General features: G+C 75.0%; 24 protein-coding genes. 4 read left to right on the top strand and 20 right to left on the bottom strand.

All coding sequences use genetic code 11. The features are described from left to right. Window positions 1-441 carry a hypothetical protein gene (locus ACI79F_RS21135; protein ID WP_456544477.1) on the bottom strand — a complete coding sequence of 147 codons (441 nt, stop codon included), beginning with the start codon at window positions 439-441 and terminating at the stop codon, window positions 1-3. Continuing rightward, the gene (locus tag ACI79F_RS21130) at window positions 438-2,285 is read right to left on the bottom strand and encodes a hypothetical protein (protein WP_456544478.1); all 1,848 of its coding nucleotides are present in this window, start codon (window positions 2,283-2,285) and stop codon (window positions 438-440) included. The genes ACI79F_RS21135 and ACI79F_RS21130 overlap by 4 nt, the downstream gene beginning before the upstream one ends. An 80-nt stretch (window positions 2,286-2,365) precedes the next feature. Between ACI79F_RS21130 and ACI79F_RS21125 the strand changes: the two genes are divergently transcribed. Further along, window positions 2,366-3,160 carry a MerR family transcriptional regulator gene (locus ACI79F_RS21125; protein WP_456544479.1) on the top strand — a complete coding sequence of 265 codons (795 nt, stop codon included), beginning with the start codon at window positions 2,366-2,368 and terminating at the stop codon, window positions 3,158-3,160. Window positions 3,161-3,172: 12 nt separating this feature from the next. Here the strand turns inward: ACI79F_RS21125 and ACI79F_RS21120 are convergent, their stop codons facing one another. Next, complete coding sequence (locus tag ACI79F_RS21120; RefSeq protein ID WP_456544480.1) at window positions 3,173-3,358, bottom strand: hypothetical protein; 186 nt, start codon at window positions 3,356-3,358, stop codon at window positions 3,173-3,175. Window positions 3,359-3,407: 49 nt separating this feature from the next. Further along, entirely contained in the window at window positions 3,408-3,698 is a 291-nt protein-coding gene (locus tag ACI79F_RS21115; RefSeq protein ID WP_456544481.1) for a flagellar FlbD family protein, read from the bottom strand. Between the two features lie 142 nt (window positions 3,699-3,840). Here ACI79F_RS21115 and ACI79F_RS21110 point away from each other — a divergent pair, with 142 nt between their 5' ends. Together ACI79F_RS21110 and ACI79F_RS21105 are read left to right on the top strand one after the other, a co-directional pair. Then, window positions 3,841-4,434 (top strand): SAM-dependent methyltransferase, encoded by a 594-nt coding sequence (locus ACI79F_RS21110; RefSeq protein ID WP_456578938.1) that lies wholly within the window; start codon window positions 3,841-3,843, stop codon window positions 4,432-4,434. A gap of 69 nt (window positions 4,435-4,503) precedes the next feature. Continuing rightward, window positions 4,504-5,205: a response regulator transcription factor gene (locus ACI79F_RS21105; protein WP_456544483.1), complete on the top strand. Its 702-nt coding sequence runs from the start codon at window positions 4,504-4,506 to the stop codon at window positions 5,203-5,205. Between the two features lie 61 nt (window positions 5,206-5,266). On the opposite strand, the gene ACI79F_RS21100 is transcribed toward ACI79F_RS21105, so the two are convergent. From ACI79F_RS21100 to ACI79F_RS21045, 12 genes are all read right to left on the bottom strand, one after another. Continuing rightward, window positions 5,267-5,872 carry a hypothetical protein gene (locus ACI79F_RS21100; protein ID WP_456544484.1) on the bottom strand — a complete coding sequence of 202 codons (606 nt, stop codon included), beginning with the start codon at window positions 5,870-5,872 and terminating at the stop codon, window positions 5,267-5,269. Window positions 5,873-5,995: 123 nt separating this feature from the next. Next, window positions 5,996-6,688, bottom strand: a complete 693-nt coding sequence (locus tag ACI79F_RS21095; protein WP_456544485.1) for a signal peptidase I — start codon at window positions 6,686-6,688, stop codon at window positions 5,996-5,998. A 34-nt stretch (window positions 6,689-6,722) separates the two neighbouring features. Beyond that, window positions 6,723-7,346 carry a TasA family protein gene (locus ACI79F_RS21090; RefSeq protein ID WP_456544486.1) on the bottom strand — a complete coding sequence of 208 codons (624 nt, stop codon included), beginning with the start codon at window positions 7,344-7,346 and terminating at the stop codon, window positions 6,723-6,725. Window positions 7,347-7,548: 202 nt separating this feature from the next. After that, on the bottom strand, window positions 7,549-8,199 hold the full coding sequence (locus tag ACI79F_RS21085) for a response regulator (RefSeq protein WP_456544487.1): 651 nt from the start codon (window positions 8,197-8,199) through the stop codon (window positions 7,549-7,551). Further along, window positions 8,193-8,375, bottom strand: coding sequence for a hypothetical protein (locus ACI79F_RS21080; protein WP_456544488.1), 183 nt, complete (start codon window positions 8,373-8,375; stop codon window positions 8,193-8,195). The genes ACI79F_RS21085 and ACI79F_RS21080 overlap by 7 nt, the downstream gene beginning before the upstream one ends. Further along, window positions 8,372-9,028, bottom strand: a complete 657-nt coding sequence (locus tag ACI79F_RS21075) for a signal peptidase I (protein ID WP_456544489.1) — start codon at window positions 9,026-9,028, stop codon at window positions 8,372-8,374. Before ACI79F_RS21075 ends, ACI79F_RS21080 begins: the two co-directional genes overlap by 4 nt. A 56-nt stretch (window positions 9,029-9,084) precedes the next feature. Then, on the bottom strand, window positions 9,085-9,702 hold the full coding sequence (locus ACI79F_RS21070) for a TasA family protein (protein WP_456544490.1): 618 nt from the start codon (window positions 9,700-9,702) through the stop codon (window positions 9,085-9,087). A 172-nt stretch (window positions 9,703-9,874) separates the two neighbouring features. Beyond that, window positions 9,875-11,134, bottom strand: coding sequence for a sensor histidine kinase (locus tag ACI79F_RS21065; protein WP_456544491.1), 1,260 nt, complete (start codon window positions 11,132-11,134; stop codon window positions 9,875-9,877). Continuing rightward, the gene (locus ACI79F_RS21060; protein WP_456544492.1) at window positions 11,131-11,520 is read right to left on the bottom strand and encodes a response regulator transcription factor; all 390 of its coding nucleotides are present in this window, start codon (window positions 11,518-11,520) and stop codon (window positions 11,131-11,133) included. The genes ACI79F_RS21065 and ACI79F_RS21060 overlap by 4 nt, the downstream gene beginning before the upstream one ends. Before the next feature lie 159 nt (window positions 11,521-11,679). Continuing rightward, the gene (locus ACI79F_RS21055; protein ID WP_456544493.1) at window positions 11,680-12,381 is read right to left on the bottom strand and encodes a DUF3618 domain-containing protein; all 702 of its coding nucleotides are present in this window, start codon (window positions 12,379-12,381) and stop codon (window positions 11,680-11,682) included. A 40-nt stretch (window positions 12,382-12,421) separates the two neighbouring features. Beyond that, complete coding sequence (locus ACI79F_RS21050; RefSeq protein ID WP_456544494.1) at window positions 12,422-12,958, bottom strand: phage holin family protein; 537 nt, start codon at window positions 12,956-12,958, stop codon at window positions 12,422-12,424. 3 nt (window positions 12,959-12,961) lie between these two features. After that, window positions 12,962-13,786, bottom strand: coding sequence for a hypothetical protein (locus tag ACI79F_RS21045; RefSeq protein ID WP_456544495.1), 825 nt, complete (start codon window positions 13,784-13,786; stop codon window positions 12,962-12,964). A gap of 324 nt (window positions 13,787-14,110) precedes the next feature. On the opposite strand from ACI79F_RS21045, the gene ACI79F_RS21040 reads away from it, so the two are divergent. Next, on the top strand, window positions 14,111-14,953 hold the full coding sequence (locus ACI79F_RS21040) for a siderophore-interacting protein (protein WP_456544496.1): 843 nt from the start codon (window positions 14,111-14,113) through the stop codon (window positions 14,951-14,953). 6 nt (window positions 14,954-14,959) lie between these two features. On the opposite strand, the gene ACI79F_RS21035 is transcribed toward ACI79F_RS21040, so the two are convergent. The 4 genes from ACI79F_RS21035 to ACI79F_RS21020 form a co-directional block, all read right to left on the bottom strand. Next, entirely contained in the window at window positions 14,960-15,763 is an 804-nt protein-coding gene (locus ACI79F_RS21035) for an enoyl-CoA hydratase/isomerase family protein (protein WP_456544497.1), read from the bottom strand. Window positions 15,764-15,898: 135 nt separating this feature from the next. Beyond that, complete coding sequence (gene ypfJ / locus ACI79F_RS21030; RefSeq protein WP_456544498.1) at window positions 15,899-16,810, bottom strand: KPN_02809 family neutral zinc metallopeptidase; 912 nt, start codon at window positions 16,808-16,810, stop codon at window positions 15,899-15,901. Window positions 16,811-16,886: 76 nt separating this feature from the next. Further along, the gene (locus tag ACI79F_RS21025; RefSeq protein WP_456544499.1) at window positions 16,887-17,735 is read right to left on the bottom strand and encodes a formate/nitrite transporter family protein; all 849 of its coding nucleotides are present in this window, start codon (window positions 17,733-17,735) and stop codon (window positions 16,887-16,889) included. 80 nt (window positions 17,736-17,815) lie between these two features. Continuing rightward, the gene (locus ACI79F_RS21020) at window positions 17,816-19,420 is read right to left on the bottom strand and encodes a helicase HerA-like domain-containing protein (protein ID WP_456544500.1); all 1,605 of its coding nucleotides are present in this window, start codon (window positions 19,418-19,420) and stop codon (window positions 17,816-17,818) included. Window positions 19,421-19,508: the final 88 nt, after the last annotated feature.

Raw genomic sequence — 19,508 nt, 5'->3', positions numbered from 1 at the left:
TCAGCCGACCTGGAGGCTCAGCAGCACCGTCCCGGCCTCGTGCAGCTCCACCTCGAACACCCCGGAGATGTCGGCGGTGAAGGTCAGCACCGCCTGCGCGCCCGGTTGCAGCTCGGCGGTGAGGTCGTATCCGTGCAGGTGCAGCTCGTCGGCGGCGTCGCTGGTCACGGCCAGGGTCACCTGCTCGCCGAGGTCGACGGGCACCCGGCCGGTGTCGCCGCTGACCGCCCCGCCGGCGACCTCGACGGCCAGCTGCCGGCCGGCGGCCGTGGCCGGGGCGGTCGCAGCGGGCGACTCCCCGGCGGCGGAGTCCTCCGCGGCCGAGCTGTCGGCGGGGGCCGGGGCGGCTGCCGAGCCGCCGTCCCCGGGGTTCGTGCCGGCGCAGCCGGCGAGGACCAGCCCGGCGAGGGCGAGGGCCGGGAGCCTCGTGCGGCGGCTCACCGGGTGCCCGCTCCGCTGGGCACCGGGCCCTCGACCGGCGCGTCGGGGTGGCGCTCGCCGGCGCTGCCCCGACGGGAGTAGCGGCCCACGCCCCAGGAGATGCCGGCGATGAGCGCGAGGGTGCACCCCAGCACCACGAGGTTGGCCAGCGTCCACAGCCCGCCGCCGGACTCCTTCAGCTCCCGCTGCAGGACGTCGACCTCGGGGATCGCGGCGCGGGTGACGCCGTCCTCGGCCTCGACGGCCTCGGCGGGGATGGCCGGGTCCTCGGGCAGGTAGATCGGGACCGCGTAGAGCGCCCGGCCGTCGTGCACCCGCAGCAGCGTCTTCCAGTCGTCGTGCAGCGGGATCGGCTCCGTCGTCCGGTAGAGGCCGGGGCCGATCCGCTCCAGGTCGTCGACGACCAGGCCCTGGCCCTGCCAGCCGGTGATCTGCACCCACGCGGGGTCGTCGACCGCGTCGGACGGGTCCAGCTGCACCTCGATGTCGGCGGTGCGGGGGTCGGCGGTGACGTCGGTGATGGTGAACGTCGCCTCGACGTCGTCCGGGACGGTGGCGACGAGCCCGTTGGTGACGCCGGCCGCCAGCGCGACGAGCGAGGCCAGCAGCACGGTGCGGGCGACCGCGGGGCGGGGCAGGCGGCGGCGCAGGCCCAGGGCCAGCAGCGCGCCGAGCAGCCCGCCGGCGACCCCGGCCACGACGGCCATGAGCGTGCCCTCGACGAGGACGTCGGAGTTCCAGGAGAGGGTCTGCACCAGGTGCGTCCAGCCCCACTCCGTGGCGGTGCCGACGGTGCCCACCAGCACGCCGGCGACGGCGCCGAACAGCAGCGGACGCCGGGCCAGCGGCCAGGCCAGCGCGAGGAGTTCGACGACGACGGCCGAGCCCAGGTAGAGGGGGAAGGTCGGGGTGATCTCGCCGAAGCCGGGCCCGACGACGAGCGCGATGAGGCCGCGGACGACGAGGAAGAACGCCGCCGCCATGAGCGCGCCGCCCCGGCCCATCCAGAGGCGGGCGGCCACGAGCGCCAGCCCCGCGGCGCCGGCGATCATGAACGGCTCGAGCACCAGGCGGAACTGCGGGACGTCGAAGTCGTACTCGCCCTGGAACACCGACAGCCCCAGCAGCAGGCCGCCCATCGCCGACCCCTGCCGGAGGAAGCGGCCGATCCGGCCGACCTTGCGCTCGCCGTCGTCGGTCGAGGCGCCGCCGTGGCCCTCCATCTCCAGGATCAGCAGCCCGACGATCGACAGGCCGGCGCCGGTGATCAGCATCAGGTGGGTGGGGCCCCAGAGGGTGACGTCCTGGCCGAAGAGCCGGTGCCAGACGTCGTCGAGGGGGAAGCCGAGGAGGGCGTAGAACCCGGCGGCGGCGACGAGGATGCCGCCGATCGGCACGTCCCAGCCGCGGATGAAGTGCACGGCGGCCGGGCCGGGCCTCTCGTGCAGCGGCATCGCGCAGGCCAGCACGCCGCTGGCGAAGACGCCGAAGAGGCCGAAGAGGATCAGGTAGTGCGCGGGGTTGGCCAGCGGCCCCTCGTCGCGGCCCACGCCGATGTGCAGCGAGATGTCCCAGAGCATCCCGAGCAGCGCGACCAGCAGGGACAGCGTCGTCAGGACCGTGGGGAGCGCGACCCAGCCCGGCACGCCGGTCGCCCGCCCGAGGCGGTCGCCGGCGCGGGTGAGCAGCGCCGTCCGCCGACTCCGGTGCAGGTACACCAGCCCGAGCAGCACCACGGTGAGGACCGCGCCGATGCCCGTCGCGAGGGCGACCTCCCCGAGGGCGGCACCTCCGGCCGGGCGGGTCTCGGCGGCGGCGAGAACGGCAGACGTCGTCGTCGACACGTTGGTATGGAACACCCGCCATGTGACATCGGCAAGTGATACATGGAGTGCGGCGTTACCGTGGGAGTCGACGCGAGGAGGTGGGGGAGCTGTCCGTCAGTGCGCCGGGCGTGCCCGAGGACGAGGTGGACCGGGAGCTCACGGTCGACGAACTCGCCGCGCGCGTCGGGATGACGGTGCGCAACGTCCGGGCGTACGCCGCCCGCGGGCTGCTGCCGCCGCCGCGGCTGGTCGGGCGCACCGGCTATTACGGCCGCCAGCACGTGGCCCGGCTGCTGCTCGTGCGCGAGATGCTGGCCGAGGGCTACCCGCTGACGATGATCGAGCGGACCCTCGCGCACGCTCCCGAGGCGGCCAGCTCGGCCACCCTGGCGCTGCACCGCGCGCTGCTCGCCCCGTGGCTGCCGCCCGAGCCGGAGGAGACCACCGCCGAGGAGTTGGCCGCCCGTGCGGGGGTCCCGGCGGACTCCGGGTTGGTCGACGAGCTGGTCGGACTCGGCCTGGTGGAGCGGCTGGACGACGGGCGCCTGCGGGTGCTCGACCCGCCGCTGCTCACCGCGGGCCTGCAGGTCGTCGAGCTGGGGGTGCCGCCGGCCGCCCTCATCGCCGCGCAGACCCGCGTGGTCGAACACGTGCGGGCCATCGCCGACGTCTACGTCTCGATGTTCCTCGAGACCGGCTGGCGCTCCCTCGTGCAGACGCCGGGGGAGGAGCCGTCGGGGGAGGAGCTGGAGCGGGTGCGCGCGCTCGTTGACCGGCTGCAGCCGGCCGCTGCCCAGGCGCTGCTGGCGAGCTTCCGCACCGAGATGGCCGCCCGGGTGCAGGCGGCACTCACCGAGGACCTGCAGGGTTTGGAGAGTCGCGACCGGTCGTGAGCCCGACCGGACTCAGTCGGGATCGATGTGTTCGTGGGAGCCGTCGAGGCGCGCGTTCTCCCGCGCGGTGAGTCGACGGTCGCGCACCACCGCGCCCACCACGACGGCCACGAGGATCGCCGCGGGCACGAAGAAGCCGGCCGTCGCGATGAGACTCAGCCCGTCGGTCGCCAGGACGGCGTCCGGGATCACGTCCACGCAGCCATGTGACACCGGGCGATGTCACGTGTCAAACCGAGCGGTCAGCTCAGTAGTGCCGGCCGGCCACCGGGCAGCTGAGGTTCTCCGCGATCTCCGAGAGCATGTCCTGCATCGCCCGCGGGTCAGCGGTGTGTCCTCGGTCGAGCTCGTAGCACGACACGATGTCGCCGGCGCGGGCCTCCCGGACGCGCAGCGCGACCTGCTCGACGGTCTCCGTCACGACGACATGGGTGCCGTCGGTCAGGTAGACGACCGTGTCCGGCGTCGTCTCGACCCGCTGGATGAGGGTCGGGTCGATCCGGCACGTCTCGCCGGAGCGACAAGTGAGACCGATCATCGCGGTCCTCCTGCTGGGGCGGGGCTTCCGGCCCCGGCGGTGCCCATCCGTGGGCAGAGAGGGGATCGACGCGGAAGGCCGCTTCCTTGAGTCGAGGAGGGCCTTTCCCGCTCCCGGGGGTGACCCGTCCTACGGTGCGCACGTGCCCTCGTCTCGAGACCGGACGCACCCGGCGGCGTCCGCCCGGCTGGCCTGGATGGCCGATGTCGTCGCGGCGACGCCCGGCGAACGGGTGCTCGAGGTGGGGTGCGGCCACGGGGTACTGGTCGACCTGCTGGTCTCGCGCGGCTGCACGGTGGATGCCGTGGACCGGTCCCCGACGATGGTCGCCGCGACCGTGCGCAGGAACCGGCGGGCCGTCGAAGCCGGGCGCGTGCGGGTGCAGGCCACCCCGCTGCTCGCCGCCGATCTGGCGGACCGGTCGTTCGACGCGGTGGTGTCCTTCGACGTGCGGGCGTTCTGGACCCCGCCGGCCCCCGAGTGGGACACCGTCGTCGCGAGGCTCAGCGCCACCGGGCGCGTCGTCGTCGGGTTCTCGGTGATGCGGACCGGAGACGAACGGCGGGTCGCCGACGCCCTCGGTCCGCTCGCGGCGACGCGCGGTCTCGACGTCGTCGCCCTCCACCGCGGCGCGACGGAGCCCATGCCCTCGGCCGCCGTCGAGTTGCGCGCGGCGCCCGGCTCACCCGGAGGGGGTGGGCCGGCTCCGGGCAGGTCAAGCGTGGTCCCGGCCTGACCGATCACCCGGTCAGGTGACGCATCCCGCGCCGCCGCCGGACGTCCACCGGGACGGGAGGAACAGGTCGTGGCCGAGCAGTCCGTGCTGGTCGTCGAGGACACCGACGAGATCCGTGAACTGGTCTGCACCGTGCTCACCCGCGCCGGCATGGACGTGCGCGCGGTCGGCACGGGCGCCGAGGCGCTCGCCGAGGTCCGCCGGTCAGCGCCCGACGTCGTGGTCCTCGACCTGGGGCTGCCCGACGCCGACGGCACCGAGGTGTGCCGGCAGATCCGCGCCGAGTCCGAGTGCTACGTCCTCATGCTCACCGCGCGCGCCGAGGAGGTCGATCTGCTGATCGGCCTCGCGGTCGGCGCCGACGGGTACATGTCCAAGCCGTTCTCCCCGCGCGAGCTGGTCGCGCGCGTCCAGGTGATGCTGCGCCGGCCGCGCGTGGCCGCGCCGGTCAACGCCGCTCCCGTCGAGGACACCGTCCGCCGGCTCGCCGAGCTCGAGGTGGACGAGGACAGCCGCGAGGTCCGCGTCGACGGCGCCGTCGTCGACCTGACCCGCACGGAGTTCGACCTGCTCGCCGCCCTGGCCTCCCGGCCCGGCCGGGTGCTGCAGCGCGAGACCCTGCTGCGCGAGGTGTGGCAGACCGACTGGGAGGGCAGCGTGCGGCTGGTCGAGGCGCACATGTCCAACCTACGCCGCAAGCTGCAGGCGGCCGGGCTCAGCTCGCCGGAGATCAAGACCGTTCGGGGCGTCGGCTACCGCCTGGTCGCCTGACGCACCCGACGCACGAGGGGCCCGGACCTGGTCAGGTCCGGGCTCCTCGTGCGTCTGGGTGTCAGCCGCAGGTGACGACGTTGCTCATGTCGCCGGGCGCCGTCCACCCGTAGCTCGTCAGCGTCACCATCGACAGGCGGGCGCCGAGGTCGACGACGTCGGCGTCGTAGCTGTCCGTGTACGAGGTCGCCGAGGCCGCCGCCGTGCCGATCGGGAACGCCATGCCGCTGTTCAGGAAGGCGGTCATGGTGTAGCCGGTCACGCCCGGGGTGCTGCTCTTGTTCCACCGCGCCGTCGCGTAGAGGGTCGTGTCCTTGATCGTCTGGGTCGTCGTGTACTGGTTGAACTGAGGGCCTTCGGTGCGCACGGTGGTGTCGCTCTCGACGTTGCTGCTGCTGGCTGCCGTGCTGCTCGTCTCCTGGTAGCCGACCAACCGCGTCGTGCCCCAGGCGTCGTATGCGTAGACGCGCCGGATGACCGTCGTGGTCGTGACGCAGGAGGTCTCGACGCGGACGTTGCCGGGGCCGGCGACGGTCAGCGTGCTGACGGAGGGTCGGCCGGCGCTCGTGGCGGTCTCGGCGTACAGCGCGTTGGCCGGGAGCGAGGCGGCGAGGACGGCGGCGATGGTGAGGACGAGCAGGAGCACGCAGCGGCGGGTGCGGGTCATGGCTCGATCTCCTCTCTGGTACGGGGGTGGTCGCGGCGGGGGTCGCCGGTGACAGCTACGACTCTCGGGGGCCGACCGCGCAATCTCCGCGCGTCTCCCGCAAGGGATCCGCAAGATCCGGGCTCAGGCCCGAGCGTCCTCGTCGGCCGGCTGCTCGTCGTCCGCGAGCTCGTCCACGTCCCCGTCCACGTCCACGTCCTCGGCCTCGTCCTCGTCGCGGACCGGGCGCCAGATCGCCAGCAGCATCCACGCGGCGAGCAGCGCCGGCGCGCCGTAGACGAGGGCCTTGTTGACGACCGGATCGCGAAGCTGGGCGATCAGGTCGCCGACCATGGGCACGACCGCACGCATCTCGTATGCGGTGTCGCCGGTGAGGATCGCAGTCCAGGGGTCGGGCGCGTCGTTGGCGTCGCCCTGGGTCTGCACGGCGACCCGGCCGTCGGCGGTGTGCTGCACGTCGATGACGCGGTGGGTCACGACGCGGTGGTCGTCGATCGGGATGTGGTAGCTGATGACCATCCCGACCTCGACGTCCTGCACGTCCAGGGGCGTGGAGACGACGACGTCACCCGGCTCGATCCCCGGCGCCATGCTCCCGGTCAGCATCGTCATCGTGCGGTAGCCGAAGACGTGCGGACCGATCGCCAGGCCCAGCAGCGCGACGACGGCCGTCGCGACGAGGGCCCGCAGCGACCAGCGGCCGGCGAAGCCGAGCGCGGCGCGGAGCAGGCCGGGGGCCGCGGCGACGGGGGCCTGCGCGGCCGGGGACGGCGCGTCGGTGGTCTCGGGGGCGCGGGCGGGGAGCACGGCGGTCATGGCGGGATCTCCAGCGGGTCAGGGGGTCAGCGGGTCAGCGGACGGTGGCGTTGCGCTGGGTGCCGGTGAACGCGAAGCTCAGCGTCGTGGTCTTGCCCTGGAAGGCGTTGTCGGCCGTGGTGGGCAGGCTGACCGTGACCGTCAGGTGGTCGGTGCCGCCGGCGGCGAGGCTCGCCAGGCCGGGCAGGTCGAAGGTGCCCTTGACCGGCCGCGAGGTGAGCACGGTCCGGCTGGTGCCGCCGGTGCAGCTGTAGGTCGGCGCGGAGGGCGACCCGCCCTGCGTCCACGGGACGGTGCAGGCGTCGACCGTCAGCTTCAGCCCGTTCGTGGTGTTCGTGTCGAGGATGCTGCTGGTCGGCGCGGCGACGGCCAGGGAGACCGTCGACAGGTCGGACGTGCCGATGTTGCGCAGGGTCAGCGGGCGGGTCATCGAGTCGCCGGGCACGAGGTTGCTCGCGGAGATCGCGATCGCGTTACCGGGGCTGGTCAGGTCGATGTTCACCGTGCCGGAGGCGACCCCCGTGGAGATCGGCGTCGTCGAGTCGGTGAACGTGCCGAAGGTGCCGAGGCCGGCGACGGCGGCGGCGGCGCCCAGGACGCCGAGCGAGCCCAGGACCTTGCGGGCGGTGGACGCCTTGCGGGTGCGGGTGGCGGTCATGTCGTTCTCCTGCGGGGTGGGGCCGGGGCGGGTGTCCCGGCTGGCAGGAACGACTCTGGGCTCGTAACCGCAGGCCACCCGCCCGCCAACCGCAAGATCGGCGCAAGGCTGGACCCGCGCACGTTGCGGGTGTTCCTCGTGCGTCGCCGGTCCTACAGCGCCGGCAACCCACGAGGAACGCCCGCAGAAGCTCCCGGAGGCCTCAGCCGGTCGCGAGGTCCAGCAGCCGGTCGACCAGCTCGTGCGCCAGGACCCCGCGGCGGGCGTCCGCCGCGATGGCGCGGCACAGCTCGGCGACCTCGGGGTGGCCCAGCTGGGCGCTGCTGCCGGCCAGCGTCGTCGACGCCGAGGCGAGCGCGGGCGCGTCCCCGGCCCGGGCGCCGGCGTCGATCGCCGACAGCCGCTCGGGCAGCGCCCGGTCGTAGAGCTCCTGTAGCCGGCCGGCGAGGTCGGCGTCGACGGCGTCCTCGGCCGGGACGTCGTCCACCGGCGCCGGGTCGGTCAGCCGGTCCAGCAGGAACCGCAGCAGCACGCCGGCGTCGACCGACGCGGGGAGGACGGCGAGCGCCCCCGCGGCGCTCCCGGCCTCCCGCACCTCGGCGGTGACGTCCTGCGTGATCCCCACCAGGTGGGCGCGGCAGCCGGTGAGCCGCAGCCGGCGCAGCAGCGCCGGGCCGTCGCCACCGGGCAGGTCGAGGTCGGCCACGACGAGGTCCGGGTCGGTGGCGCGGGCGGCGGCGAGGGCCTCGCGGACCCCGTCGGCCTCCCGCACCGACCAGCCGGCGGCGGTCAGCAGCTCGACGGTGCCGGCGCGGCCGGCGGCGTCGGCGGCGACGACCAGGGCGGTCAGCACCGGGGCCCCCCGGCGGCGTCGGCGGCGGCCGCGTCGACCGTGCAGACGGTCGACCGGTCGGCCGGCCGGTCGGAGGCGGCGCCGGCCCAGGCCGGCAGGCTGCCGGTGACGACCAGGGCCAGCAGCAGGCCCGGCACGGCGAGGGCGCGGGCCGGCATCCGGCGGACGGTGCTCATCGGATCCCCTCGAGGACGGTGGTCTCGTCGTCGTCCCCGCGGGTGGGCCGCCAGATGCCCAGCAGCATCCACACGCCCAGGGCGGCCGGCACGAGCTGCACGAACAGGGTGCTCAGCGTGGAGTTGTGCAGTGCGGTGATGACGTGCCCGATCTCCGGGACGACGGCCTGCACCTGATAGGCGGTGTCGCCGGTGAGGACGGCGGTCCAGGGGTCGGGCGCCTGGTTGGCGTCGCCCTGCGTGCGGACGGCGACGGTGCCGTCGGCGGTGTGCTGGACGTCGATGACGCGGTGGGTGACGACGCGGTGGTCGTCGACCGGGATGTGGTACGTGATCACCATCCCGAGCTCGATGTCGTCGACGTCGAGCGGCGTGCTGACCACGACGTCCCCGGGGTCGATGCTCGGCGCCATGCTGCCCGTCAGCATCGTCATCGTCCGGTAGTCCAGGACGTGCGGCCCGACGGCCAGGCCCAGGAAGGCCAGGACGGCGGTGCACACCAGCATGCGCAGCGACCAGCGCCCGGTGAAGCGCAGGATCGCGCGGACCGGGCGCCGCCGGCGGCGGGCCTCGGCCGAGCGGACCGGGGTGCGGACCGGCCCGCCCGCGGGCGGCGCCTGCGCTGCCCGTGGAGTGGGGAGGACGGCGGTCATGACAGGTCTCCGGCGGTCTCGTCGTTGATGTCGTCGGGTCTCTGCGGGTGCGGGGCTCAGCGTGCGGCGGCGGCGCGCTGGGTGCCGGTGAAGACGAGGCTGAGCGTCGAGGACTTGTCCTGGAACGTGTTGTCCGCGCCGGCGGGCAGGCTGATGGAGAAGGTGAGGTGGTCGGTGCCGCCGGGGTTGAGGCTCTTGAGGCCGGCGAGCGTGCGGTTGGACACGACCGGGGTGGTGCCGAGGTCGGTGACGGTGCCGCCGCAGGTGTAGGTGGGCGCGGTGGCGCTCCCGCCCTGGGTCCACGGCACGTCGCAGGACTTGACGGTCAGCTTCAGGCCGTTGGTGGTGTTGGTGTCCAGCACGCTGGAGACGGTCGCCGTGGTGGCCAGTGTGACCGAGGACAGCGGGGACGTGCCGCTGTTGGTCAGGGTGACCGCGCGGGTCATCGAGTCGCCGGGCAGGAAGCCGGCGGTGGTGGCCGGGATGGCCGCCCCGGCGGTGGCCAGGTCGATGTTCACCGTGCCCGAGGCGACCTCCGTGGAGATCGGCGTGGTGGAGTCGGTGAAGGTGCCGAAGGTGCCGAGGCCGGCGACGGCGGCGGCGGCGCCCAGGACGCCGAGCGAGCCGAGGACCTTGCGGGTGGTGGCGGGCTTGCGGGTGCGGGTGGCGGTCATGTCGTTCTCCTGCGGGGTGGGGCCGGGGCGGGGTGTCCCGGCTGGCAGGAACGACTCTGGGCCGCCAACCGCAGGGCACCCGCCCGCGTACCTCAAGACCTCCGCAAGATGGAGGACCCCCTCGCCCCCCATCGCTCGCAGGCTCGCAGCGGGTCCCTGCGAGGGGGCCGACTCAGCGGGGGAGCGTCAGGGTGAACGTGGTGCCGGCGCCCTCGGTGCTCGCGACGTCGAGGGTGCCGCCGTGCGCGGTGGTGATCGCCCGCGTGATGGAGAGGCCGAGGCCGACGCCCTTGACCGCGTGGCGCCGGGCCGTCGACGCCCGGAAGAACTTCGTGAACAGCTGGTCGAGCTCGGCGGCGGGGATGCCGTAGCCGGTGTCGGTCACCGAGATCCGGGCGACGGGCGCCGAGCCCGGCCGCTCCTCGGCGCCGAACGCGCCGTCCGCCGTCCGCCAGCCGGCGCGCAGGGCCAGCGTGACCCGGCCGCCGGCCGGGGTGAACTTCACGGCGTTGGAGACGAGGTTGTCGCAGGCCTGCCCGAGCCGGACGGCGTCGCCGCGGACGGCGAGCTCCCCGTCGGGCAGGTCGAGGACGAGGCGCACGTCGCCGGCGGCCGCGGCCACCCGGGCGGTCTCCTCCGCACCGCGCAGCACCGCGGCCAGGTCGACGTCCTCGGGCTGCAGCGTGAACTTCCCGGCCTCGACCTGCGCGGTGAACAGCAGGTCGCCGACCAGCCGCAGCAGCCGCTGGGCGTTGCGCTCGACGGTGCCCAGGTACGAGCGCTGCTCGTCGGTGAGCGGCTGGTCCGGGTCCTCCAGCACCAGCTCCAGGTAGCCGAGGATCGAGCTGAGCGGGGTGCGCAGCTCGTGGCTGATCAGGCTGACGAACTGGTCCTTGAGCCGCTCGCCGGCCCGGACCTCGGTCATGTCGGTGCCCACGAAGTTCCAGCCGGCGTGCTCGCCGGAGTCGTCGCTGCGCGGGGTGACCGCCACCGAGACGGTCCGCTCCTCGCCGCCGGCCGTCACGTACGTCCAGTCCCGCACGTCGCGGCCCTCGGCCCCGGCCACCCGGACCAGCGCGGCGAGGCCGCCGCCGGCCTCGGCCAGCTCCTCGGGCAGGTGGAAGTCGGTGATCCGGCGCCGGCGGACGACGTCGGCGCGCGGCAGGCCGAGCAGCTTCTCGGCGCCGGGGTTCCACACGCGGACGACGCCGTCGAGGTCGGTGCCGATGATCGACTGCTCGGTGACCGCGTCGATCACGCTGGTCATCGTCTGGGCGCGGGCGGCCAGCATGCGGGTGGCCACCTCCAGCTCGCCGTCACGGTGCTGCATCCGCGTCCGCAGGGCGTCCCGCTCGCCGGTCAGCCGGGCCACCTCGGCCCGCAGGAGCGCGACCTCGTCGGTCGCGACCGGGGTCTCCTCGACCGCCGTCACGCGGTCACCCCCGCGGTCAGCTCGCGCACGTGCGCGACGAGGGCGGCCACGGAGAAGGGCTTGGCCACGTAGCTGTCGGCGCCGGCGGCCAGGCCGCGGGCGACGTCGTCGGGGGAGGCGCCGGCCGACAGCAGCAGCACCCGCACACCGGCGGTCGCGGCGTCCGCGCGCAGGGCGGTGCACACCTCGAGCCCGGTCGCGCCGGGCATGGAGACGTCCAGCACCGCCAGGTCGGGCGCGTGGGCGCGGGCGGCGTCCAGGGCGGCGGCGCCGTCGGCCACCTCGGCGACCACGGTGCAGCCGGCCCGCCGGACGGCGAGGCGGACCAGCCCGCGGATGTCGTCCTCGTCGTCGGCGACGAGCACGCGGGGTGCGCGCTGCTCCACGGTGGTGCTCCCGTCGGTCGGTGGTCCTCACCGTCGACGTCGGCGTCCCGGGGGAGCGGCTGCAGCGCACCGCCGCCGTCCTCACCCGACCAGGTGACCCCGCACAGCAGCGCGCCCCCGCCGGGAGGTCCCGGCGGGGGCGCGCTGTGCGGGCTGGTGCTAGCTGCGGGCCTGGCTCTGCACCGTCTCCTTGGACTGCTGGGCCTGGCCCTGCACGTCCTGAGCGGCCGACTGGCCCTCCTGCTTGACCGTCTGCGCCGCGTCGGTCGCGGTGGACTTGACCTCCTCGACCGCGTGCTGGGCGACCGGCTTGAGCTCCTCGCCGATCTCCTGCGCGGCCTGCTTGGCCGGGGCCAGCAGCGCGTCCTTGTTCTCGCGCAGCGCGGACTCGGCCTGCTGGGCCAGCTGCTGCTCCTTCTGCGTGGCCGGCAGCAGGCTGGAGACCAGCCAGCCGACACCGAAGGCGATCAGCCCGGCGGCCAGGGGGTTGCCCTGGGTCTGGCGGACGATCGTGTCCGGGGCCTGCTGGACGGCGTGCGCCGCCTGCTGCGCGGCGCCCTGCACGGACTCCGCGGCGCTGGACGCCGCGCCCTGCACGGAGCCCGCGGCGTTGGACGCCGCACCCTGCACCGAGCCCATCGCGTTCTGGGCGTGGTACTGGGCCGTCGAGGTGGTGTCGTGCGCGCTGCCCATCACCTTCTCCTTGGCTCGGGTGAGGCGGCCCTTGGCCGCGGTGACCCGCCGGTCCATGACCCGTGCGGGGTTGACCTTCTCGTTGAGGGCGTCGACGTCGTAGCTGAGCTCGCGCCGCGTCTCCTCGATCTGCCGGCGGATGACGTCCGGGTCGTTGCTCGTGGTCATCTCTGGTCTCTCCAGGTGTGTGGGGGCCGGGGCCCGCTGGTCAGTTGGGCTTCAGGGCGCCGGGCACCTGCGAGAGGGTGTCCACGGTGCGCTCGGGCTTGGGGTTGACCCGCTGGAGCTGCTTCTTGCCCATCGCGAAGGCGACGGCGCCGACGATGCCCCAGAGGACGGCGACGATCAGCGCCGACCAGCTGTGGCCGACCAGGTGGTAGAGCGCCCACCACAGGGCGATGGACAGGAACAGCAGCACCATGTAGCCGGCGAAGCCGGCGGCGCCCATCAGCCCGGCGCCCTTGCCCGCCTTCGTGGCCTCGGCCTTGACCTCGACCTTGGCCAGCTCGAGCTCCTGGCGCATGAGGGTGGAGAGGTCCTTGGCGACCTCGCCCATCAGCTCACCGACGGAGGTGCCACCGACGTCGGGGCGGCCCTCCGGGGTGGTCGGCGTCCCCATGTTCCCGGAGACCGGGGCGCCGGCGTGCGCGCCGTACTGGTCCGGGCCGACCGCGTAGTTGGCCTGCGGTGCGCCGTAGCCGGGCGGGTTGCCGACCGGGGTCGCGCCCGAGTAGGGGGTGCTCATCGCTCAGACCACCCCACCCGGGCGACGGGCCGGGTCGTCCCAGCCGGCGGGCGTGGTCGGCGGGACGGCGCTGCCGGCCGGCGGGACCGTGCCGTACGGCGGCGGCGGTACCGGGGCACCGGTGGTGGTGCCGTAGGTCTCGGTCCCGTAGGTGGAGGTCCCGTAGCCCGTGGTCGACTCGCTGTAGACGCCGGCGGTCTCGCCGTAGCCGTAGGCCGGGGCCGGGTCGACGTAGTTGGCCTGGGTCCGGTAGGTCCCGGACGACGAGCTGGGCCCGGAGTCGGTGTGCGCCGCCTTGACGCCGCTGGTCAGCCGGCCGGCGACGACGCCCGCGAGGGCCGCGCCGAGCAGGAAGGTGCCGGGCTTGCGGCGGGCGAAGCGGCGGACCTCGTCGAGCAGGTCGGCCGGCTCCCGGTTCTGGAGGGCGTCGGCGAACTGCTGGAGGCTGCTCGCGCCCTGCTTCACCAGGTCGGCGGCCGGGCCGGGGGCGGGGGCGTTGCCGTCGGCCATCCCGCGCAGCGCGTCGGCGAGGCCGGCCAGGCCCTGCCCGGCCTTCTGCTGCTGGGAGACGACCTGCTGCCGCAGCTGGTCGCGGCCCTGGGCCAGGACGTCCTGGGCCTGCGCCTTGGTCTCCTGCACGACCTCCTTGGCCTGGTCGGCCGCGGTCGAGGCGACCTGGCCGGCGCTCTGCGCGGCGGTCTGGGAGACGTTGCGCGCCTCGTCCTTGGCGACGTCCGTGGTCGACGGCGAGCCGCCGGCCGTGGGGCTGGTGGCGCCGGTCCCCGGGGACGGGGGCGGCGGGAACGGGGTGTCGATGGAGTGGGTCATCGGTCCTCCTCGGCGATGGTGGTCAGGGGATCTGCGCTGCTCGACCGCACGGCGACCCTCGGTCGGAGCACGCGGCCGGCCGCGTCCGTGCGGACCCGCAGTCAGGCTCCAGCGGGCCGCGTCGACGCGGCCTCGGAGCGGTGTGGGCGGCCCGTCCGGCGACCCCGCGGTGGGCGCCGGACCGGCTGCCCACCGTGTCTGAGTGGGGCCACCGGCCTGCGGGTCTGCCGATACCCGCCGAAGATCGCCCGAAACAGCGAGGCGGACGGGGAAGATCCGCAAGCGGAGTAAGGTGAGCCTTCCCTACCCCGACTGGAGTTCTCCATGGCCGACCCCACCCCGCGCCGTCGCCGCGTCGCCCGTCAGGCCACCGTGGCCCGCACCGAGCGGGTCACGCCGCACCTGGTCCGGGTGGTGCTCGGCGGTGAGGGCCTGGCCGGGTTCGCGCCCGAGCACACCGACTCCTACGTCAAGCTCGTGCTCCCGCCGCGCGGCGCCCCCTACGCGGCGCCGTTCGACCCGGACGAGGTCCAGGCCGAGCAGCCGCGGGAGTTCTGGCCGTGCACCCGCACCTACACCGTCCGGCGCTGGGACGAGGCGGCCGGCGAGCTGACCCTCGACGTGGTCACGCACGGCGACGAGGGGCTGGCCGGGCCGTGGGCGTCGTCGGCGCAGCCGGGCGACGCGGTGGTCCTCTTCGGCCCGGGCGGGGCCTACACCCCCGGCGCCGACGTCGACTGGCACCTGCTGGTCGGCGACGAGTCCACGCTGCCGGCGATCGCGGCCTCGCTCGAGCGGCTGCCCGCCGGCGCCCGCGCGCTGGCCTTCGTCGAGGTGGCCGACGCCGACGAGGAGCAGCGGTTGCCGCTGCCCGAGGGCGCGGAGCTCACCTGGGTGCACCGCGGGTCCGGCGCCCCCGGGACCGCGCTGGTCGCCGCCGTGCTCAGCGCGCCGCTGCCCGAGGGCACAGTGCAGGCGTTCGTGCACGGCGAGGCCGGCGCGGTGCGCGAGCTCCGCCGCTGGCTGCGCGGCACCCTCGCCGTCCCGCGCGAGCAGCTGTCGGTGTCGGGGTACTGGCGGATCGGCCGCACCGAGGACCGCTGGCAGGCGGAGAAGCCGGAGTGGAACGCCGCGGTCGAGGCCGAGGAGCAGAGCCTGTCGGCCTGAGCCGGCTCAGCCGCGCCAGGGGAAGGCGGGGGAGCGGCGCTCGCCGAACGCCGCCACGCCCTCGGCCAGCTCGCCGGCGGCGATGGTCTCGCGGTACCAGCGGGCGGCCTCGGGCCGGCCGTCCCCGCCGGCGAGCAGGGCGGACACGACCTCCTTGGTCGACCGCTGGGTGAGCGCCGAGCGCTCCGCCAGGACGCCGGCGAAGCGGCGCACCTCGGGCTCGAGCTCCCCGGGCGGCAGCAGCCGGTCGACCAGCCCGGCGCGCAACGCGGCCGGCGCGTCCACCAGCTCGCCGCTGAACAGCAGGTAGCGGGTCAGGCCGGGGCCGACCAGGTCCAGCAGCGTCTTCGTCGACTCCGGCGTGTAGACGATGCCCACCTTGGCGGGGGTCACCCCGAACACCGCCGTGTCGTCGGCGAAGCGCAGGTCGCAGCAGGTCGCGAGCTCCACCCCGCCGCCGATGCAGTGCCCGCGGACCATCGCGACGGTCGGCTTGGGGAACGCGCGCAGCGCGGCCTGCGCGGCCAGGTTGTCCCGGCGCAGCGCGGCCATCGGGTCGTGCTCGTCCGGGCCGCCGAGCAGGTCGGCGATGTCGGCGCCGGCGCAGAAGCTGCTGCCGGCGCCGGTCACGACCAGCACCCGGACGGCGGGGTCGGCGGCGGGCCCGGCGAGCACCGCCGGCAGGTCGCGCCACATGCCCGCGGTGAGGGCGTTGCGCTTGGCCGGCCGGTCGATGGTGAGGACGGCGACGCCGGACCCCAGGCCGTCGTCCGTGAGGGTCAGGTGCTCCGTCGTGAAGGTCTCCGCCACGCCGTCATCCTCGTGTGCGCGTGCGCGGCCTCCTGCGCGGCCCCCGGGGGACGGCCGGCCGTCACCCGGCAGCGCTGTCGTCGCGCCGCGCGGTGAGGGCAGCGCTGCCGGGTGAGGGCGAGCGGTGGCGGGCGCTCAGCCCAGGTCGTCGGTTGCGAAGGTGTCGCACTGCTCGGGGTCGCCGGTCTCGTAGCCGGTGGTGAACCAGCGCTGCCGCTGCTCCGACGACCCGTGGGTGAAGGCGTCCTGGTCGACCGTCCCGCCGCCGAGCTCCCGCTGGATGAAGTCGTCGCCGATCCGGCCCGCGGCGTCCAGCGCGCGGTCGATGTCGTCCTGGGTGATCTCGGCGATGAGCGGCTCGCCGGAGTCGTCGGGGACCGTCTCGGCGTGGTTGGCCCACGCTCCGGCGTAGCAGTCGGCCTGCAGCTCCAGCCGCACGGTGCCGCTCGCCGGGCCGGTCTCGCCCGGGGTGACCTGCCGGTTGGTGCCCAGCAGGTTCTGCACGTGGTGGCCGTACTCGTGCGCGATGACGTAGGCGTTCACGAACAGGCCGCCCTCGGCGCCGAACTGCTGCTGCAGCTGGTCGAAGAACGACAGGTCGATGTACACGAGCTGGTCGGCCGGGCAGTAGAACGGGCCGGAGCCGCTGGTCGCCCCGCCGCAGCTGGTCTGCACCGAGCCGGAGAAGAACACCGTCTCGGTCGGCACGTACCGGTCGCCGAGCACCCCGGACCAGTAGTCCTGGATCGACTCGACGTCGGCGACGACGGCGCAGTCGACCGACTCGTTGGCGTCGGCGCCGGTCTGGCACTGCTCGGACAGCTGCCGGTTGTCGGCGGTCTGGCCCTCGCCGAGCGAGCCGAGCTGGCCCAGCGCCGCCCCGGCCCCGGCGCCGCCCCCGCCGCCGAGCACCTGGAACAGCACCAGGACGAGGACGCCGACCAGGCCCAGCCCGCCGCCGCCGACCGCCAGGCCCCGCCCGCCGCCCATGCCGCGGCGGTCCTGCACGCCCGAGGTGTCCAGCCGCCCGCTCTCGCGGTACCTCATCCGCCCGCCGCCCTCTCGCCGTCGGGCACCCGGATCGGTGCCGCCCGGCCCGGGCACTGCCCCGGCCGGGCCGCGGTCATGCGCGCTCGGCCGCCTCGCCGCCGTGCGCCGGGGCGGCGGCCGGCCGGTCCCGCAGGAAGAGGAACCAGTAGGAGGTGGACACGAAGACCACCGCGCCGATCAGGTTGCCGGCGCCCGCCAGCAGCCAGTTGAGCAGGGCGTCACCCCAGCCGACGTCCGGGACGCCGGCGAAGATCGCGGCCGGGAGGAAGAACATGTTGGCGACGACGTGGTCGAAGCCCATCGCGACGAACGCCATGATCGGGAAGAAGATCGCCAGGATCTTCCCCTGGATGGTCGAGGCCGACAGCGACATCCACACGGCGAGGCAGACCAGCCAGTTGCAGCCCACGCCGCGCAGGAAGATCTCCCAGGCGGTGTGGCCGGAGGTCTTGCCCTCGGCGATCTGGGCCAGCCGGTCGAAGGTCAGCCCGGCGGCGCCCGAGCTGTCCGCGTCGCCGATGACCCCGGTGGACACCGCGAGGAAGTAGGCGACGAAGAGCGCGCCGAGCAGGTTGCCCAGCAGCACCAGGGTGAGGTTGCGCGCGACGTCGTTCACCGTGACCCGGCCCTGCATCGCACCCAGCGGGACCAGCATCATGTTGCCCGTCGCCAGGTCCGAGCCGGCGATGAGGACGAGCACCAGGCCGAGGGTGAACGCCGCCCCCGTCCAGAGCGTGGGCAACGTCCCCCAGGTCTCCGGGTCCAGGCCGGAGGAGACCGTGATCGCCACCATCGCGCCGAAGGCGATGTAGGCGCCGGCGAGGAAGGCGCTGACCAGCACCCGGTCCCATGTCCGGTGGACCTTCTTCGCCCCGGTCTCGGCCGCGACCTGCGCGATCTCGGGGGGCTGCTTGTCGGTCATCGAGGCCTCCGGATGGGGAAGCGGGACGGCAGCGGCACGTTAACGCCGCTGGCCCGCGCCCGCCCGCCGACGACCGGAGCTCAGCGGCGGCGCCGCCGCCGGGTGCCGAACAACCCGCGGGTGATCTCCCGCCCGAGCGCCGTCCCGACCGAGCGGGCGAACGAGCCCAGCGCGCCGGTGAGCAGGTCCTCGCCGCGGTCCGCCCGCCGCCGGCGCGGCGGCTCCGGCGGCGGCTCCGTCTCCGGCCACGGGCTGGGCAGCGGCGGCACCGGCACCGGCACCGGCTCCGGGGCCGGGGCCGGGGGAGGCGGGGGCGGCGGCGCGAGCCGGGCGGCCAGCAGCTCGCGGGCCGACTCGCGGTCGATTGCGGTGCCGTACCGCGCCTGAAGCGGCGAGGCCGCCACGGCGGCGGCGAGCTCGGCCGCCTCGACGGTGCCCATGTGCGACCGCGGCGCCCGCAGCACGGTCCAGGCCACCGGGGTGGGGGCGCCCCGCTCGGAGAGCACGGTGACCGCGGCCTCGCCGGTGCCGAGCGAGGTCAGCAGGGTCGCGATGTCGTAGTCCTCGCTCCGCGGGAACGTCCGCACCGTCCCGGCCAGCGCGTCGGCGTCCTCCGGGGTGAACGTGCGCAGCGCGTGCTGCACCCGGTTGCCCAGCTGGGCGAGGACCGCCCGCGGGACGTCGGTGGGGTTCTGCGTCACGAAGAAGACGCCGACGCCCTTGGAGCGGATCAGCCGCACGGTCTGGGTGACCGCCTCGAGGAAGGCCTTGCTCGCGCCGGTGAACAGCAGGTGTGCCTCGTCGAGGAAGAACACCAGCCGCGGCTGGTCGAGGTCGCCGACCTCGGGCAGTTCCTCGAACAGCTCGGCCAGCAGCCACATGAGGAAGGTGGAGAACAGCGCCGGGCGGTCCTGGATCGCGGGCAGCTCGACCGCGCTGATCACCCCGCGGCCGTCGGGCGCGGCGCGGAGCAGGTCGGCCGGCTCGAACGCGGGCTCGCCGAAGAAGACGTCGCCGCCGAGGTCCTCCAGCGCCACCAGCTCTCGCAGGATGACCCCGGCGGTCGCCTTCGACAGTCCGCCCAGCCCCTCGAGGTCGGCCTTGCCGGCCTTGCTGGTCAGCCAGGTGAGCACGGCGCGCAGGTCGGCCAGGTCCAGCAGCGGGAGGCCGGCGGCGTCGGCGTGGTGGAAGACCAGCCCGAGCGAGCTCTCCTGGGTGGCGTTGAGGTCGAGCACCTTGGCCAGCAGGACCGGGCCGAAGTCGGTGACCGTCGCGCGCACCGGGACGCCGGTGCCCAGCCCGCCCAGGGCCAGGTACTCGACGGGGCAGCCGGCCGGCGTCCAGGGGTCGCCGGTCGCCGCGGCCCGCGCCCGGACGCGGTCGCCGTCGGCCCCGGGCCGGGCCAGGCCGGCGAGGTCGCCCTTGAGGTCGGCCACGACCACCGGGACGCCGGCCGCCGAGAGCTGCTCGGCCATCAGCTGCAGCGTCTTGGTCTTGCCGGTGCCGGTCGCGCCCGCGATGAGCCCGTGCCGGTTGAGCACGGCGAGCGGGACGCGGACCTGGGCGGCCGGGTGCGGGCGGCCGTCGAGCACCACCGCCCCCAGTTCCAGGGCCGGACCGGTGGTCGCGTACCCCGCGGCGATCCGCCCCGCTGCCGCTGCTGCCCCATCGGTCGGCTCGGCCACCGCGCGACGGTATCCCGGCCCGGTCGCCGGGGCCGCGCGCGAGGGGCGGGACGGCGGGGGACCGTCCTCTAGGGTCGGGGCAGTCCCG

This window comes from Blastococcus sp. SYSU D00868 (assembly GCF_054050575.1).
Note: the sequence above shows the minus strand (reverse complement) of the source record. Positions and strands in the feature narration are given on the sequence as shown.